The organism is Rhodococcus marinonascens NBRC 14363 (assembly GCF_001894885.1).
Taxonomy (GTDB): Bacteria; Actinomycetota; Actinomycetes; order Mycobacteriales; family Mycobacteriaceae; genus Rhodococcus_F; species Rhodococcus_F marinonascens.
This window is the reverse complement of the sequence record NZ_BCXB01000002.1, coordinates 172,835-186,739: the sequence shown is the minus strand read 5'-3', so window position 1 is coordinate 186,739 and position 13,905 is coordinate 172,835. Positions and strand designations below refer to the sequence as shown.

The 13,905-nt window shown below is 63.1% G+C and carries 24 protein-coding genes; 21 read left to right on the top strand and 3 right to left on the bottom strand.

Going from position 1 to position 13,905, the window contains the following annotated elements; translation table 11 throughout:
* Window positions 1-482: 482 nt before the first annotated feature.
* The 3 genes from RM2_RS03095 to RM2_RS03085 all read right to left on the bottom strand — a co-directional run bounded on the left by RM2_RS03095 (window position 483) and on the right by RM2_RS03085 (window position 3,108).
* Window positions 483-1,331: an ABC transporter permease gene (locus tag RM2_RS03095; RefSeq protein WP_072687369.1), complete on the bottom strand. Its 849-nt coding sequence runs from the start codon at window positions 1,329-1,331 to the stop codon at window positions 483-485.
* Window positions 1,328-2,077, bottom strand: coding sequence for an ABC transporter permease (locus RM2_RS03090; protein ID WP_373863278.1), 750 nt, complete (start codon window positions 2,075-2,077; stop codon window positions 1,328-1,330). The genes RM2_RS03095 and RM2_RS03090 overlap by 4 nt, the downstream gene beginning before the upstream one ends.
* A 62-nt stretch (window positions 2,078-2,139) precedes the next feature.
* Window positions 2,140-3,108 (bottom strand): ATP-binding cassette domain-containing protein, encoded by a 969-nt coding sequence (locus RM2_RS03085; protein WP_072687367.1) that lies wholly within the window; start codon window positions 3,106-3,108, stop codon window positions 2,140-2,142.
* A gap of 875 nt (window positions 3,109-3,983) precedes the next feature.
* On the opposite strand from RM2_RS03085, the gene rpsJ reads away from it, so the two are divergent.
* The 21 genes from rpsJ (at window position 3,984) to rplO (ending at window position 13,844) form a co-directional block, all read left to right on the top strand.
* A complete protein-coding gene (gene rpsJ, locus RM2_RS03080; protein WP_003938093.1) occupies window positions 3,984-4,289 on the top strand; it encodes a 30S ribosomal protein S10 in 306 nt (101 codons plus the stop codon).
* A 20-nt stretch (window positions 4,290-4,309) separates the two neighbouring features.
* A complete protein-coding gene (gene rplC, locus RM2_RS03075) occupies window positions 4,310-4,966 on the top strand; it encodes a 50S ribosomal protein L3 (protein ID WP_072687366.1) in 657 nt (218 codons plus the stop codon).
* Window positions 4,963-5,685: a 50S ribosomal protein L4 gene (gene rplD / locus RM2_RS03070; RefSeq protein ID WP_072687365.1), complete on the top strand. Its 723-nt coding sequence runs from the start codon at window positions 4,963-4,965 to the stop codon at window positions 5,683-5,685. The genes rplC and rplD overlap by 4 nt, the downstream gene beginning before the upstream one ends.
* Window positions 5,682-5,987 carry a 50S ribosomal protein L23 gene (gene rplW / locus RM2_RS03065; protein ID WP_072687364.1) on the top strand — a complete coding sequence of 102 codons (306 nt, stop codon included), beginning with the start codon at window positions 5,682-5,684 and terminating at the stop codon, window positions 5,985-5,987. The genes rplD and rplW overlap by 4 nt, the downstream gene beginning before the upstream one ends.
* Window positions 5,988-6,026: 39 nt before the next feature.
* Window positions 6,027-6,863 carry a 50S ribosomal protein L2 gene (gene rplB, locus RM2_RS03060; RefSeq protein ID WP_072687363.1) on the top strand — a complete coding sequence of 279 codons (837 nt, stop codon included), beginning with the start codon at window positions 6,027-6,029 and terminating at the stop codon, window positions 6,861-6,863.
* Window positions 6,864-6,876: 13 nt separating this feature from the next.
* The gene (gene rpsS, locus RM2_RS03055) at window positions 6,877-7,158 is read left to right on the top strand and encodes a 30S ribosomal protein S19 (protein ID WP_003940820.1); all 282 of its coding nucleotides are present in this window, start codon (window positions 6,877-6,879) and stop codon (window positions 7,156-7,158) included.
* Window positions 7,155-7,577: a 50S ribosomal protein L22 gene (rplV, locus tag RM2_RS03050; protein WP_072687362.1), complete on the top strand. Its 423-nt coding sequence runs from the start codon at window positions 7,155-7,157 to the stop codon at window positions 7,575-7,577. Before rpsS ends, rplV begins: the two co-directional genes overlap by 4 nt.
* Window positions 7,577-8,383, top strand: a complete 807-nt coding sequence (gene rpsC / locus RM2_RS03045) for a 30S ribosomal protein S3 (RefSeq protein WP_072687361.1) — start codon at window positions 7,577-7,579, stop codon at window positions 8,381-8,383. Before rplV ends, rpsC begins: the two co-directional genes overlap by 1 nt.
* Before the next feature lie 3 nt (window positions 8,384-8,386).
* Entirely contained in the window at window positions 8,387-8,803 is a 417-nt protein-coding gene (rplP, locus tag RM2_RS03040) for a 50S ribosomal protein L16 (RefSeq protein ID WP_072687360.1), read from the top strand.
* Window positions 8,803-9,039 carry a 50S ribosomal protein L29 gene (gene rpmC, locus RM2_RS03035; protein ID WP_070377841.1) on the top strand — a complete coding sequence of 79 codons (237 nt, stop codon included), beginning with the start codon at window positions 8,803-8,805 and terminating at the stop codon, window positions 9,037-9,039. Before rplP ends, rpmC begins: the two co-directional genes overlap by 1 nt.
* Window positions 9,036-9,317, top strand: coding sequence for a 30S ribosomal protein S17 (rpsQ, locus tag RM2_RS03030; protein WP_072687359.1), 282 nt, complete (start codon window positions 9,036-9,038; stop codon window positions 9,315-9,317). Before rpmC ends, rpsQ begins: the two co-directional genes overlap by 4 nt.
* Before the next feature lie 234 nt (window positions 9,318-9,551).
* A complete protein-coding gene (rplN, locus tag RM2_RS03025; RefSeq protein ID WP_072687358.1) occupies window positions 9,552-9,920 on the top strand; it encodes a 50S ribosomal protein L14 in 369 nt (122 codons plus the stop codon).
* On the top strand, window positions 9,920-10,237 hold the full coding sequence (gene rplX, locus RM2_RS03020; protein WP_072687357.1) for a 50S ribosomal protein L24: 318 nt from the start codon (window positions 9,920-9,922) through the stop codon (window positions 10,235-10,237). The genes rplN and rplX overlap by 1 nt, the downstream gene beginning before the upstream one ends.
* 1 nt (window position 10,238) lies before the next feature.
* On the top strand, window positions 10,239-10,805 hold the full coding sequence (rplE, locus tag RM2_RS03015; RefSeq protein WP_072687356.1) for a 50S ribosomal protein L5: 567 nt from the start codon (window positions 10,239-10,241) through the stop codon (window positions 10,803-10,805).
* A 4-nt stretch (window positions 10,806-10,809) separates the two neighbouring features.
* Window positions 10,810-10,995, top strand: a complete 186-nt coding sequence (locus RM2_RS03010) for a type Z 30S ribosomal protein S14 (protein WP_005239644.1) — start codon at window positions 10,810-10,812, stop codon at window positions 10,993-10,995.
* A 153-nt stretch (window positions 10,996-11,148) separates the two neighbouring features.
* Complete coding sequence (gene rpsH / locus RM2_RS03005) at window positions 11,149-11,547, top strand: 30S ribosomal protein S8 (RefSeq protein ID WP_072687479.1); 399 nt, start codon at window positions 11,149-11,151, stop codon at window positions 11,545-11,547.
* A gap of 14 nt (window positions 11,548-11,561) precedes the next feature.
* On the top strand, window positions 11,562-12,101 hold the full coding sequence (gene rplF / locus RM2_RS03000) for a 50S ribosomal protein L6 (RefSeq protein WP_072687355.1): 540 nt from the start codon (window positions 11,562-11,564) through the stop codon (window positions 12,099-12,101).
* A gap of 1 nt (window position 12,102) precedes the next feature.
* Window positions 12,103-12,510 carry a 50S ribosomal protein L18 gene (gene rplR, locus RM2_RS02995; RefSeq protein WP_072687354.1) on the top strand — a complete coding sequence of 136 codons (408 nt, stop codon included), beginning with the start codon at window positions 12,103-12,105 and terminating at the stop codon, window positions 12,508-12,510.
* Window positions 12,511-12,565: 55 nt separating this feature from the next.
* Entirely contained in the window at window positions 12,566-13,222 is a 657-nt protein-coding gene (gene rpsE, locus RM2_RS02990; protein ID WP_072687353.1) for a 30S ribosomal protein S5, read from the top strand.
* Window positions 13,222-13,401, top strand: coding sequence for a 50S ribosomal protein L30 (gene rpmD, locus RM2_RS02985; RefSeq protein ID WP_072687352.1), 180 nt, complete (start codon window positions 13,222-13,224; stop codon window positions 13,399-13,401). Before rpsE ends, rpmD begins: the two co-directional genes overlap by 1 nt.
* A gap of 2 nt (window positions 13,402-13,403) precedes the next feature.
* Complete coding sequence (rplO, locus tag RM2_RS02980) at window positions 13,404-13,844, top strand: 50S ribosomal protein L15 (protein ID WP_072687351.1); 441 nt, start codon at window positions 13,404-13,406, stop codon at window positions 13,842-13,844.
* The last annotated feature ends 61 nt before the right edge of the window (window positions 13,845-13,905 follow it).

Genomic DNA, 13,905 nt, shown 5'->3' with positions numbered 1-13,905 from the left:
TGGTCGGCTGTCGCCTGCCGATTCATTTGCCGCCCATCTTAACCGAGCCATGGGATCCGGTCCGTCCTGAACATGTTCTCGGCGCACATCCAGAGGTTTCGGAAGAGGCCGGTAGGGCGGCGTGAACTGCGAAATGTCAGCCGTGAGGTATTGACACCGCTGAAACAAACCGAATTAAGTAAATCGAAATTCGCTACGTCGGAGTCACATTCGTGTCGCGTCCCTCGAAGATCAGCTCTCGAACTATCGGAGGTAGCTGGAACATGAGGGCAGTGGCTGGGGTGCGGTGAACCTGACGGGCGGCCGAAATCGACTGAGGTAGCGGTCGACGTTCTCAGCGTCGGGCAGACCGAATTGGTGCGGGCGCTGGACTTCATCGTGGGAGTCTCCGCGATGCTGGCGAAGCGCCCCCCGGAACTTCCACAGCTGGTTCGCGTGCTGAACCCGTTTGTTCACAAGACTGCGACGGTGAGGGCCAGCTGCTACGCCGGGGTACCGGCGGCTCGGCGATACCCGCGAATTGCCGGATAGGCGAAGATCAAGAATCCGGCGGCTGACCATGCGAAGGTCTTGAGTAGGGGTTCCGCGACGGGCCCGCCCATCGACAGGCCCTTCATCGCGTCGATGGCACAGGACATCGGCTGATTCTCCACGAACGGCTGCAGCCATGTGGGGTAGGCCCCGGTCGGGACGAACCCAGAGTTGAAGAACAACAGAAGGGTGGACAGTATCGAGAGGAGTTCGACGAGGGGGGCCTTGGCGGAATTGACGGCGAGTGCGGTCACCATCGTCGCAAAACTGACCCCGAACAGCAGAGGAATTAGCATCAGGGCGACGCCGGCGAGGATGCCCTGGTCGAACCGGAACCCGAGCGCGAAACCGACGGTGATGATGAGCACTGTAGTGAGCGCAATCCGCACGGACTCGGCCATCAGGCGGCTGAGGAGACCTGATGCTCGGTGGACCGGCAGAACCCAGAACCGGCTCAGGAGTCCGTCCTTCCATTCCTTCTTCAAAGACAATCCACCCGCGATGGACCCGAACATCGCGCCGACGAGCGTGATCATCGGAACGGTCCCGAATATGCTGTTGACCCCGGTCGCGCTGGTGATGGAGATTCCGAGCACGGCCCAGAACATCACCAACATCAACGATGGGTACACGATCGCTTGAATCATGGTGAATGGATCCCGGATCCAGCGCAGCAGCAGTCGTCTGGTCTGTAGCAAGCTGTGTGAGTAGAGGGCGGCGAGGGAATTTTCCGGGTGCGGTTCGACCACCTCGGGAAATGTCACACTCGTCGGTGTGTCGGATCGATATTCGGTGGTCATCCGCGCCTCACATTCGACCAGATCGACAACGGAACGAAGATCAGTGCCAGTCCGCCGCACCACAACAAAGTGGGTGTCAGTAGGTGGAGGGTGATCGTGCCGTCCGTCATGGCGCGCATGGACGTGGCGAACTGCGAGATCGGCTGATTTCGCACGAAGCCCTGTGCCCATTCGGGAAACTGCGATGCCGGAACGAATCCGGTGGAGAACATGCCGAGGATCAACTGCGGGAGTGTCAGCGCCTGGCTCGTGACCTCAGGGCTCCTGGTCAGTGTGCCGAGGGCGTCGGCACCGGTCGTAAGGGTGAATCCGATCAGCATCGCCAGCGCGCAGAACGCGGCGGTCATCCCGAATCCGCCGTCGAAACGGAAGCCGATCACATATCCGAAGCCGATCGCTGCGATGAGTGAGATCGACGAGTGCACCAAGCACGCGGTCATTCGTGCGGTCAGCGGGACCGCGGCCCCGACCGGCATCGTCTGGAACCGGGCGTTCATGCCGTTGGATGCCTCGGTGGCCGCGCGGTGGGCCGCTGAGATCGCGGTGAATGCCATGGCCTGTAGGACGATGATCGGCATGACGAACTGAGCGTAGTTGATGCCCTGAAACTGCATGACCAGGCGCAATGGGAGATAGAAGCCGACGGTGAAGACCAGTGGGGCGAGTACCGCAATGAAGAATTGACCCGTCTCCCACATCGTGTGCAGGTTCCGCTTGGACAGGGCGATCCACTGTTGGCTGCGCATCGGTTGAGGTCGCCGATGTCTTCCTTCAGATGCGCGATTGAATTCGACCAGTGTGGGTGCTGTCACGAGAGCACGCTCTCGTCGACGCTGACTTGACCGGTCAGTGAGAGGAACACGTCGTCGAGCGAAGGACGCCGCAGGGCGATGTCTGCGAGGGTGATCCCGGCGATGTCGAGGCGGCGCAGCACCTCGGTGAGGGTTTGGGCGCCGAATTCTGCAGGAATCGACACTCTGTCGGTACCTTCCTCGATGACGCGTCCCGATGGGCACAAGCTCGTGAGGATCTCCCGGATGCGCGGGAGGTCGTCGAGGCTGACCGGGACGACCTCGCAATAACTGCCGCCGGTGCGGGCTTTCAGTTCGTCGGCCGTGCCGTCGGCGATCACGGTGCCCTTGTCGATCACTACGATGTTGTCGCTGAGGAGGTCGGCCTCCTCGAGGTACTGCGTCGTGAGCAGGACCGTGATGCCCTGCTCCTTCAACGCGGACACGAGCGTCCACACGCCCTGGCGACTGCGGGGGTCGAGGCCCGTGGTCGGCTCGTCGAGGAACACGACCTGGGGGCGGATCACCAGTCCGCAAGCAATGTCGACGCGCCTCCGCATGCCGCCGGAATAACCGGACACTCTGCGGTCGCTGGCGTTCAACAGATCGAACTGTGTCAACAATTCCTGGGCCCGCGATTTCGCGGACCTTTTCGACAGGCCCATCAGTCGGCCGAACAACACCATGTTCTCTCGTCCGGTCAACGACTCATCGAGGGCTGCGTACTGACCCGTCATCATGATGCTGCGACGGACGCTCGCCGGATCTTCGACCACATCGTGGCCGGCAACATAGGCGCGACCTGCATCGGGTCGGAGCAGAGTTGACAGAACATTGACGGTGGTGGTCTTCCCCGCGCCGTTTGGGCCTAGAATGCCCAGGACAGTGCCGCGCGGTACCTCGAAGCTCACGCCCCTCAGCGCTGCTACGTCACCGAAGGACTTCTCGATCCCCTCGACGAGAACGGCGGTGTCAGTTACAGGCATGTCCTCGAGTATGGCATGCGAGGAGTGTGGTCAAGGCCGACTGAGGGACACCCTCACCCCTGATGCGCGGGATGAGATACTACGTCCGAAACCCGCGAGACCGGGGGATAACAAACGCAGGATGCCTGCACCACGGCGTCCGCGGCGACCACGAAGGAATGAATCCGGCCGGTCTCGGAGTCCGCGAGGCGCCAGGACGGTCCGGTTCCGCAGAAGTGTCACAGGGTAATTCGGGTCCGCCTGAACCGCACGATGAATCCGGGCATCGATCTGGAGCCTGTGGGGAGTCGTTCGGGGGTACCGACGGGACCGTTCCAGCGGTCTTGGCCGACCTTCGCAGGTTCGCTCGGCCCACAGTCCGGTGCACCTATCGGTGTGTGACCCACGCCGCCATGTCGTTGTCGACTACGTCGCCATGTGGTTGTCGACTACTAGGGCAATTTCGCGGCGAACCGGGCCTTGGTTTGTGGTCTCCGGATCGGTACGGCATACTGGTCGGGTTGCCTTGTCTGGGACGCGATTGTTTGCGTCCCAGAAACAGATGAGGTGAGAAGCCGCGATGTGGATCGAACCGACCTGCTCGCGGCGCATGCAAGACGGAAGCAGTATCTTACTGGCACTCGAATTCGAGTGCGTCCGGTGCGCATTCCGGCCCAAGTAGCTGAGAAGTTTTGGGTCGGAAGGTTAGCGGGAGGGCGACACGCCCGACCGCGTGTACCGGAGAACCATGACAGATGAACAGCGGCAGCGGATCGGGTGCGTCCCGGTCGCCTAGCGTTCGGACAGTTGCGGCCCAGGTAACGGACTGTGCAAACGAGGTAGTTCGGCCCGACTCGGGTGGTACTACGAAACGCGGCAAGAAAAGGACACTAAGCGTGGCGGGACAGAAGATCCGCATCAGGCTCAAGGCCTACGACCATGAGGCGATTGACGCGTCAGCGCGCAAGATCGTCGAGACGGTGACCCGTACCGGGGCCCGCGTCGTTGGACCCGTGCCGTTGCCGACCGAAAAGAACGTGTACTGCGTCATCCGCTCGCCGCACAAGTACAAGGACTCGCGCGAGCACTTCGAGATGCGTACTCACAAGCGGCTTATCGACATCCTCGACCCGACGCCCAAGACGGTTGACGCGCTCATGCGTATCGACCTTCCGGCCAGCGTCGACGTCAACATTCAGTGAGCGCGGCGGAGACAAAAACAATGACTGATACCAAGATCAAGGGAATCCTGGGCACCAAGCTCGGCATGACCCAGGTCTTCGACGAGAACAACCGGGTCGTTCCGGTCACCGTCGTGAAGGCCGGACCGAACGTCGTGACCCAGATCCGTACCGAAGAGCGTGACGGCTACAGCGCCGTGCAGCTCGCGTTCGGCGCCATCGACCCGCGCAAGGTGAACAAGCCGACGTCGGGCCAGTTCGCCAAGGCCGGCGTCACCCCGCGCCGCCACGTTGTGGAGCTCCGCGTCGCCGACACCTCGGAGTACGAGGTCGGCCAGGAACTTACCGCCGAGGTCTTCGCAGACGGCGCTTACGTCGACGTCACCGGAACCAGCAAGGGTAAGGGCTTCGCCGGAACCATGAAGCGCCACGGCTTCGCCGGCCAGGGTGCCTCGCACGGTGCACAGGCTGTTCACCGTCGCCCCGGTTCCATCGGTGGTTGCGCCACTCCGGGCCGCGTGTTCAAGGGCATGCGCATGTCCGGCCGCATGGGTAGCGACCGCATCACGACGCAGAACCTCTCCGTCCACAAGGTGGACGCCGAGAACGGCCTGCTGCTGATCAAGGGTGCGATCCCCGGCCGCAAGGGTGGCCTTGTGATCGTCAAGAGCGCAGTGAAGGGTGGTGCACGAGCATGACCAGCACCGAGACATCGACGACCAAGCTGACGTTGGACGTCAAGGTCGGCGGCGGCAAGACCAACGGCACCGTCGACCTCCCCGCGGAGATCTTCGACGCGCCTGCCAATATCGCGCTTCTCCACCAGGTTGTCGTTGCGCAGCTCGCTGCTGCACGTCAGGGAACCCATTCCACCAAGACCCGCGGCGAGGTTCGCGGCGGTGGCAAGAAGCCGTACCGCCAGAAGGGCACTGGCCGTGCTCGTCAGGGCTCGACCCGTGCACCGCAGTTCGCCGGCGGTGGCATCGTCCACGGCCCGCAGCCGCGCGACTACAGCCAGCGAACCCCCAAGAAGATGAAGGCAGCCGCCCTGCGCGGAGCCCTCTCTGACCGGGCCCGCAACGAGCGCATCCACGTGATCACCGAACTGGTTGCCGGTCAGACTCCGTCCACGAAGTCTGCACGCACCTTCCTCGGTGAGATCTCGGACCGCAAGAAGGTCCTGCTCGTCGTCGGGCGTGAGGACATCGCCGCCTGGAAGAGCGTGCAGAACCTGGACGGCGTGCATCCCATTGCACCCGACCAGCTCAACACCTACGACGTGCTCAACAGCGATGACGTCGTGTTCAGCGTCGAAGCGCTGGGCGCGTTCATCCACGGACCCGCCGAGGCAGCCCAGGAGCAGAGCCTGCGCAGCGACAAATCAGCTCAGGACGAGAACAAGGAGGAGGGCAAGTGAGCACCATCGCCGATCCCCGCGACATCCTGCTCGCTCCGGTCATCTCCGAGAAGTCCTACGGACTGATCGAGGAAGGCACCTACACCTTCCTGGTGCACCCGGACTCGAATAAAACGCAGATCAAGATTGCCGTCGAGAAGATTTTCGGCGTAACCGTGACCAGCGTCAACACCGCCAACCGTCAGGGCAAGCGCAAGCGGACCCGATTCGGCTACGGCAAGCGTAAGGACACCAAGCGCGCGCTCGTGACCCTCTCGGCCGGCAGCAAGCCCATCGAGATCTTCGGAGGACCGGTCGCGTAAGCGCCGGGACTTGACGAGACATAGAGGACGAGAAGACTCATGGCAATCCGTAAGTACAAGCCGACTACCCCGGGCCGTCGTGGCTCGAGTGTCTCGGACTTCGCCGAGATCACTCGGTCGACCCCTGAGAAGTCGCTGGTTCGCCCGCTCCACGGTCGCGGTGGACGTAACGCGCACGGTCGTATCACCACCCGGCACAAGGGTGGCGGACACAAGCGTGCCTACCGGCTGATCGATTTCCGTCGCAACGACAAGGACGGTGTGCCGGCCAAGGTCGCTCACATCGAGTACGACCCCAACCGCACTGCGCGCATCGCACTGCTGCACTACGCAGACGGTGAGAAGCGCTACATCATCGCCCCCAAGGGTCTGGTCCAGGGTGCACCGGTCGAGTCCGGTGCTGGAGCCGATATCAAGCCCGGCAACAACCTGCCCCTGCGCAACATTCCGACGGGTACCACCATCCACGCGGTGGAACTCCGACCGGGTGGCGGCGCGAAGATGGCCCGCTCGGCTGGATCCAGCATTCAGTTGCTCGGTAAGGAAGGCCCCTACGCCACGCTGCGTATGCCGTCCGGCGAGATTCGTCGTGTCGACGTTCGCTGCCGAGCCTCGATCGGTGAGGTCGGCAACGCCGAGCAGTCGAACATCAACTGGGGCAAGGCCGGCCGCATGCGTTGGAAGGGCAGGCGCCCGACCGTCCGTGGCGTCGTGATGAACCCGGTCGACCACCCGCACGGTGGTGGTGAGGGTAAGACCTCCGGTGGTCGCCACCCGGTCAGCCCGTGGGGTAAGCCCGAGGGCCGCACCCGCAAGAACAAGGCGAGTGACAAGCTCATTGTCCGTCGTCGCCGTACCGGCAAGAACAAGCGCTAGGAGGGAGTGAAGGATGCCACGCAGCCTCAAGAAGGGCCCGTTCGTCGATGACCACCTCCTTGCGAAGGTGGATGTGCAGAACGAGAAGGGAACCAAGCAGGTCATCAAGACCTGGTCCCGTCGTTCCACGATCATCCCGGACTTCATCGGCCACACGTTTGCGGTTCACGACGGCCGCAAGCACGTCCCCGTCTTCGTTTCCGACTCGATGGTCGGACACAAGCTCGGAGAGTTTGCACCGACCCGCACGTTCAAGGGTCACATCAAGGACGATCGGAAGGCGAAGAGGCGATGAGCAACACCGATACCGCCAACCCGACCGCCAAGGCGGTAGCGCGCCACGTTCGCGTCACGCCGATGAAGGCGCGTCGTGTTGTGGACTTGGTCCGCGGGCGTTCGGTTGAAGACGCCCTGAACATTCTGAAGTTCGCACCGCAGGCAGCGAGCGAGCCGGTCGCCAAGGTGATCGCCTCCGCAGCAGCCAACGCCGAAAACAACCTCGACCTCGACCCGAGCACGCTTGTCGTTGCCACGGCGTTCGTGGACGAGGGCGCGACCCTCAAGCGGTTCCAGCCGCGTGCACAGGGACGTGCGTTCCGTATTCGCAAGCGCAGCAGTCACATCACCGTGATCGTGGAGAGCCTGCCGAAGAGCGGAACATCGACCCGTAATCGCCGGAAGGGCTCGGCCAACTCCAAGGGAGGGGCTCAGTAGTGGGCCAGAAAATCAACCCGCACGGCTTTCGCTTGGGTATCACTACCGACTGGAAGTCTCGCTGGTACGCAGACAAGCAGTACGCGGAGTACGTCAAGGAAGACGTCGCGATCCGTAAGCTCCTCGCCACCGGCATGGAGCGCGCGGGCATCGCGAAGGTCGAGATCGAGCGCACCCGTGACCGTGTGCGTGTGGACATCCACACCGCTCGCCCGGGCATCGTCATCGGTCGCCGCGGCGCCGAGGCTGACCGCATCCGTTCCGAGCTCGAGAAGATGACCGGCAAGCAGGTCCAGCTGAACATCCTCGAGGTCAAGAACGCCGAGTCCGAGGCCCAGCTCGTCGCACAGGGTGTGGCCGAGCAACTCTCGAACCGTGTCGCCTTCCGTCGCGCCATGCGCAAGGCCATCCAGTCGGCCATGCGTCAGCCCAACGTCAAGGGAATCCGCGTTCAGTGTTCCGGTCGTCTCGGCGGCGCCGAGATGTCCCGGTCGGAGTTCTACCGCGAAGGTCGTGTGCCGCTGCACACGCTTCGTGCGGACATCGACTACGGCCTCTACGAAGCCAAGACAACCTTTGGCCGCATCGGCGTGAAGGTCTGGATCTACAAGGGTGACATCGTGGGTGGCAGGCGTGAGCTGGCCGCCAACGTGGCTGCTCCTGCAGGCGACCGCCCGCGTCGTGAGCGTCCGAGCCGCCCGCGTCGTTCCGGTGCCACCGGCACCACCGCGACCAGCACCGAGGCAGGCCGTGCAGCGACCGCCACCGCCGATGCACCCGCTACGACTGAACAGAAGGAGGGCTGACGCATGTTGATCCCACGGCGGGTCAAGCACCGCAAGCAGCACCATCCGAGCCGTTCGGGTGCCGCCAAGGGTGGAACCCAGGTGACCTTCGGCGACTACGGCATTCAGGCTCTCGAGCCCGCCTACATCACCAACCGGCAGATCGAGTCCGCTCGTATTGCCATGACCCGGCACATCAAGCGTGGCGGCAAGATCTGGATCAACATCTTCCCGGATCGCCCCCTCACCAAGAAGCCGGCCGAAACCCGCATGGGTTCCGGTAAGGGTTCGCCCGAGTGGTGGGTCGCGAACGTCAAGCCTGGTCGCGTGATGTTCGAGATGAGCTACCCCAATGAGGAGACTGCTCGTGAGGCCCTGCGCCGCGCGATGCACAAGCTCCCGTGCAAGTGCCGGATCGTGACAAGGGAGGAGCAGTTCTGATGGCTACTGGAACCCCAGCCGCAGAGCTCCGCGAGCTCACCGAAGAAGAGCTGGTCACCCGGCTTCGTGAGTCGAAGGAAGAGCTGTTCAACCTTCGTTTCCAGATGGCCACCGGCCAGATGGACAACAACCGCCGACTTCGCACCGTTCGTCACGAGATCGCGCGTGTTTACACCGTTCTGCGTGAGCGCGAGCTCGGGCTGGCCGTCGGTCCGGACGCAGGTGACGCGGCATGAGTGAGGAAAAAGCAGTGAGCACTGAAGAGCGCAACAGCCGGAAGGTCCGCGTCGGGTATGTCGTCTCCGACAAGATGGAGAAGACGATCGTGGTCGAGCTCGAGGACCGGGTCAGGCACCCGCTCTACGGCAAGATCATCCGGCGCACCAGCAAGGTCAACGCGCACGACGAGAACGGCGTCGCCGGCATCGGTGACCGTGTACAGCTGATGGAGACCCGTCCGCTGTCCGCCACGAAGCACTGGCGTCTCGTCGAAGTTCTCGAGAAGGCCAAGTAAGAAACCGAACAATGTGTCCAGTATGATGGTGGGGTTGCCTTGCGGTAGACGCGTGGTGACCCCACCATTGTGCCGCCCGCCAGGGTGGCCCTCACGCTTTGTGCCGCCCGCCAGGGTGGCCCATCGAGGGTAGGGATGCAGACCGCGCACGTCGGGTCGGAAATCTGCCGTGCATGACGGAGTGATTGCTTGGCAATCGCTCGAGTCGGAAACAGCCAGGTCAAGGAGAAGTAAGTGATTCAGCAGGAGTCGCGGCTGCGCGTCGCCGACAACACGGGTGCCAAGGAGATTCTCTGTATCCGCGTTCTCGGTGGTTCGTCTCGCCGCTACGCCGGGATCGGTGACATCATCGTCGCCACCGTCAAGGACGCCATCCCGGGTGGAAACATCAAGAAGGGCGAGGTCGTCAAGGCCGTCATCGTCCGCACCACCAAGGAACGTCGCCGTCCAGACGGGTCGTACATCAAGTTCGACGAGAACGCCGCCGTCCTCATCAAGCCGGACAACGATCCCCGTGGCACTCGCATCTTCGGCCCCGTCGGCCGTGAGTTGCGCGACAAGAGGTTCATGAAGATCGTCTCGCTCGCCCCGGAGGTGCTGTGATGAAGGTGCACAAGGGTGACACCGTGTTGGTCATCGCCGGCAAGGACAAGGGCGCGAAGGGCAAGGTCATTCAGGCCTACCCCGCGACCAGCAAGATCCTCGTCGAAGGCGTGAACCGTATCAAGAAGCACACCGCGGTCTCCGCGAACGAGCGCGGAGCTTCCTCCGGCGGCATCGTGACGCAGGAAGCCCCGATCCACGTATCCAACGTCGCAGTCGTCGACTCGGACGGCAATCCCACTCGCGTGGGCTACCGGACCGATGAAGAGTCCGGCAAGCGCGTTCGGGTTTCCCGGAAGAACGGGAAGGACATCTGACATGACCTCCACCGAGAACAAGATCCAGCCGCGCCTGAAGACCCGCTACCGCGAAGAGGTCAAGGCTGCACTGAACACCGAGTTCGACTACGCCAACGTGATGCAGATCCCCGGCGTCGTCAAGGTTGTCGTCAACATGGGCGTCGGTGACGCTGCCCGCGACGCCAAGCTGATCAATGGTGCCGTCAACGACCTCGCTCTGATCACCGGTCAGAAGCCCGAGATCCGCAAGGCGCGCAAGTCCATCGCGCAGTTCAAGCTGCGTGAGGGGATGCCCATCGGTGCCCGCGTCACGCTGCGTGGCGACCGCATGTGGGAGTTCCTGGACCGTCTCGTGTCCGTCGCTCTTCCCCGCATCAGGGACTTCCGTGGTCTGTCGGGCAACCAGTTCGACGGTAACGGCAACTACACGTTCGGCCTGAACGAGCAGTCGATGTTCCACGAGATCGACGTGGACAAGATCGACCGCCCGCGCGGCATGGACATCACCGTGGTGACCACCGCGACCAACAACGAAGAAGGCCGTGCCCTGCTCAAGCAGCTCGGCTTCCCGTTCAAGGAGAACTGAGCTAATGGCTAAGAAGGCATTGGTCAACAAGGCCAACAAGAAGCCCAAGTTCGCGGTGCGTGCCTACACTCGCTGCCAGCGCTGCGGCCGTCCACACTCGGTGTTCCGCAAGTTCGGCCTGTGCCGGATCTGCGTTCGCGAGATGGCTCACGCCGGCGAGCTGCCCGGCGTGCACAAGAGCTCCTGGTGACCCGGTGACGTCGCCGCCCCTCCGGTGACGACGTCGCCCACCACAGACTTCCGGTTCGTAACCTCGGGCCGGGAAACGTAAGACCTACTTCGCGATAGGCCTGCGCCCGAAACGGCAGAGGGAACCGTTGTGAGAAAGGTAGAGGTCAACCTCATGACCATGACTGACCCCATCGCAGACTTCTTGACCCGTCTGCGCAACGCCAACACGGCGTACCACGATGAGGTGAAGTTGCCCCATTCGAAGATCAAGGCGAACATCGCTGAGATCCTCAAGCGTGAGGGTTACATCGCCGCCTACCGCACCGAAGACGCCGAGGTGGGCAAGACCCTCATCGTCGATCTGAAGTACGGACCGAGCCGTGAGCGCAGCCTTGCCGGCGTGCGTCGTGTCTCAAAGCCCGGTCTGCGTGTGTACGCGAAGTCCACCAACCTGCCCAAGGTTCTGGGCGGCCTCGGCGTGGCGATCATTTCCACGTCAACCGGCCTGCTCACCGATCGCCAGGCGGCCAATCAAGGAGTGGGCGGGGAAGTCCTCGCCTACGTCTGGTAAGGGAGGCCACCACAATGTCGCGTATTGGAAAGATTCCCGTCCCTGTCCCCGGTGGCGTCGACGTCTCGATCGACGGCCAGGATGTCACGGTCAAGGGACCCAAGGGCACGCTCGCCCTTTCGATCGCCGAGCCGATTGCGGTTGCGAAGAACGAGGACGGCGCGCTCAGCGTGACCCGTCCCGACGACGAACGTCGCAGCCGCGCGTTGCACGGTCTGTCTCGCACGCTCGTGCAGAACCTCGTCACCGGTGTCACCGACGGCTACACCACCAAGATGGAGATTCACGGCGTCGGTTATCGCGTCGCTCTCAAGGGCAAAGACCTCGAGTTCTCGCTCGGCTACAGCCACTCGGTTCCGATCGAGGCCCCGGAGGGCATCACCTTCGCGGTCGAGTCGCCCACCAAGTTCTCGGTGTCGGGCATCGACAAGCAGAAGGTCGGGCAGATCTCGGCCAACATCCGTCGTCTCCGTCGTCCCGACCCGTACAAGGGCAAGGGCGTGCGTTACGAGGGTGAGCAGATCCGCCGCAAGGTCGGAAAGACGGGTAAGTGATATGAGCCAGACTGCAAACCAGAAAGCCAAGCGAGTTCCGCTGGGCAAGGATGCGTCCACCAAGCGTCGCCTGTCGAAGGTGCGTCGTCACTTCCGTCTCCGCAAGAAGGTTTCCGGTACGCCCGAGCGTCCCCGCTTGGTCGTCAACCGGTCTTCGCGTCACATCCACGTCCAGCTGGTGGACGACGTCGCAGGCCACACCTTGGCTGCGGCGTCGACCACAGAAGCCGACGTGCGGGCTGCGGACGGCGACAAGAAGGCCCTCAGCGCGAAGGTCGGTCAATTGATCGCCGAGCGTGCGAAGGCTGCCGGCGTCGAGAGCATAGTCTTCGACCACGGCGGACACGGCTACCACGGTCGCATCGCGGCCCTGGCGGACGCGGCTCGCGAAGGCGGGTTGAAGTTCTGATGACCATCACTGAGTACATGGCAGGCTCGGCCTGCGTGAACGGAAGGACAGCCTGATGCCGGGACGTCAAAGGCGTGACGGCGGAAGCGGACCCGCCGGACAGAATGGCCCCAACACCGGGGACAACCGTGGCGGCGGCGACCGTCGTGGTGGCGGTCGCGACGATCGTCGCGGCGGACAGTCGGCCGAGAAGTCGAACCACATCGAACGTGTCGTCACGATCAACCGTGTGTCAAAGGTCGTCAAGGGTGGTCGTCGCTTCAGCTTCACCGCACTGGTGATAGTAGGGGACGGCAACGGATTGGTCGGCGTCGGCTACGGCAAGGCCAAGGAAGTTCCTGCGGCGATCCAGAAGGGCGTCGAGGAGGCTCGCAAGAGCTTTTTCCGAGTTCCGATGATCGGTAGCACCATCACGCACCCGATTCAGGGTGAGGCCGCGGCCGGCGTTGTCATGCTGCGCCCGGCAAGCCCCGGTACCGGTGTAATCGCCGGTGGCGCGGTGCGCGCTGTGTTGGAGTGCGCCGGCATCAACGACATTCTGTCGAAGTCGCTCGGTAGCGACAACGCCATCAACGTCGTGCATGCGACCGTCGCTGCGCTCAAGGGCCTGCAGCGCCCAGAGGAGGTCGCGGCTCGTCGCGGCCTCGCGCTCGAGGACGTTGCTCCCGCAGGCATGCTGCGTGCGCGCGCACAGGCTGGGAGCGTGAAGTAATGGCCGAACTCAAGGTCACTCAGATCAAGAGCACCATCGGTACCAAGCAGAACCAGCGGAATTCTCTGCGCACCCTCGGCTTGAAGGGCATCCGTCAGACGGTTGTCCGTGAGGACAATTCGCAGAACCGTGGTCTGATCAACGTGGTGCGCCACCTCGTCACAGTTGAGGAGGTCTAACCATGACCATCAAACTGCATCACCTGCGCCCCGCGCCGGGAGCCAAGACCGAGAAGACTCGTGTCGGCCGTGGTGAAGGTTCCAAGGGTAAGACCGCGGGTCGCGGCACAAAGGGCACCAAGGCCCGCAAGAACGTGCCGGCCGGCTTCGAGGGTGGACAGATGCCGCTGCACATGCGTCTGCCCAAGCTCAAGGGGTTCACCAACCCGTTCCGCACCGAGTACCAGGTCGTCAACGTAGGTGACATCGCCCGCTTGTTCCCCGAGGGTGGACAGATCACGGTCGAGGATCTTGTTGCCAAGGGTGCCGTTCGCAAGAACCAGCTTGTCAAGGTTCTCGGCGACGGCGAACTGACTGTTGCGGTCCAGGTGACTGTGAACAAGTTCACGGGCTCCGCCAAGGAAAAGATCGTTGCTGCCGGTGGTATCGCCACCGAGCTGTGAGCAATCACCGCTGCCAGTAGATGGCCGCAGTGCAGCCTCGTGCTGTACTGCGGCCATTGCA

What these genes read in the sequence shown, in the direction of transcription:
- RM2_RS03095 (WP_072687369.1), bottom strand. Translation starts at nt 1,331, where the DNA reads ATGACCACCGAATATCGATCCGACACACCGACGAGTGTGACATTTCCC.
- RM2_RS03090 (WP_373863278.1), bottom strand. Translation starts at nt 2,077, where the DNA reads ATGCGCAGCCAACAGTGGATCGCCCTGTCCAAGCGGAACCTGCACACG.
- RM2_RS03085 (WP_072687367.1), bottom strand. Translation starts at nt 3,108, where the DNA reads ATGCCTGTAACTGACACCGCCGTTCTCGTCGAGGGGATCGAGAAGTCC.
- rplC (WP_072687366.1), top strand. Translation starts at nt 4,310, where the DNA reads ATGACTGATACCAAGATCAAGGGAATCCTGGGCACCAAGCTCGGCATG.
- rplD (WP_072687365.1), top strand. Translation starts at nt 4,963, where the DNA reads ATGACCAGCACCGAGACATCGACGACCAAGCTGACGTTGGACGTCAAG.
- rplB (WP_072687363.1), top strand. Translation starts at nt 6,027, where the DNA reads ATGGCAATCCGTAAGTACAAGCCGACTACCCCGGGCCGTCGTGGCTCG.
- rpsS (WP_003940820.1), top strand. Translation starts at nt 6,877, where the DNA reads ATGCCACGCAGCCTCAAGAAGGGCCCGTTCGTCGATGACCACCTCCTT.
- rplV (WP_072687362.1), top strand. Translation starts at nt 7,155, where the DNA reads ATGAGCAACACCGATACCGCCAACCCGACCGCCAAGGCGGTAGCGCGC.
- rplP (WP_072687360.1), top strand. Translation starts at nt 8,387, where the DNA reads ATGTTGATCCCACGGCGGGTCAAGCACCGCAAGCAGCACCATCCGAGC.
- rpmC (WP_070377841.1), top strand. Translation starts at nt 8,803, where the DNA reads ATGGCTACTGGAACCCCAGCCGCAGAGCTCCGCGAGCTCACCGAAGAA.
- rpsQ (WP_072687359.1), top strand. Translation starts at nt 9,036, where the DNA reads ATGAGTGAGGAAAAAGCAGTGAGCACTGAAGAGCGCAACAGCCGGAAG.
- rplX (WP_072687357.1), top strand. Translation starts at nt 9,920, where the DNA reads ATGAAGGTGCACAAGGGTGACACCGTGTTGGTCATCGCCGGCAAGGAC.
- rplE (WP_072687356.1), top strand. Translation starts at nt 10,239, where the DNA reads ATGACCTCCACCGAGAACAAGATCCAGCCGCGCCTGAAGACCCGCTAC.
- RM2_RS03010 (WP_005239644.1), top strand. Translation starts at nt 10,810, where the DNA reads ATGGCTAAGAAGGCATTGGTCAACAAGGCCAACAAGAAGCCCAAGTTC.
- rpsH (WP_072687479.1), top strand. Translation starts at nt 11,149, where the DNA reads ATGACCATGACTGACCCCATCGCAGACTTCTTGACCCGTCTGCGCAAC.
- rplF (WP_072687355.1), top strand. Translation starts at nt 11,562, where the DNA reads ATGTCGCGTATTGGAAAGATTCCCGTCCCTGTCCCCGGTGGCGTCGAC.
- rplR (WP_072687354.1), top strand. Translation starts at nt 12,103, where the DNA reads ATGAGCCAGACTGCAAACCAGAAAGCCAAGCGAGTTCCGCTGGGCAAG.
- rpsE (WP_072687353.1), top strand. Translation starts at nt 12,566, where the DNA reads ATGCCGGGACGTCAAAGGCGTGACGGCGGAAGCGGACCCGCCGGACAG.
- rpmD (WP_072687352.1), top strand. Translation starts at nt 13,222, where the DNA reads ATGGCCGAACTCAAGGTCACTCAGATCAAGAGCACCATCGGTACCAAG.
- rplO (WP_072687351.1), top strand. Translation starts at nt 13,404, where the DNA reads ATGACCATCAAACTGCATCACCTGCGCCCCGCGCCGGGAGCCAAGACC.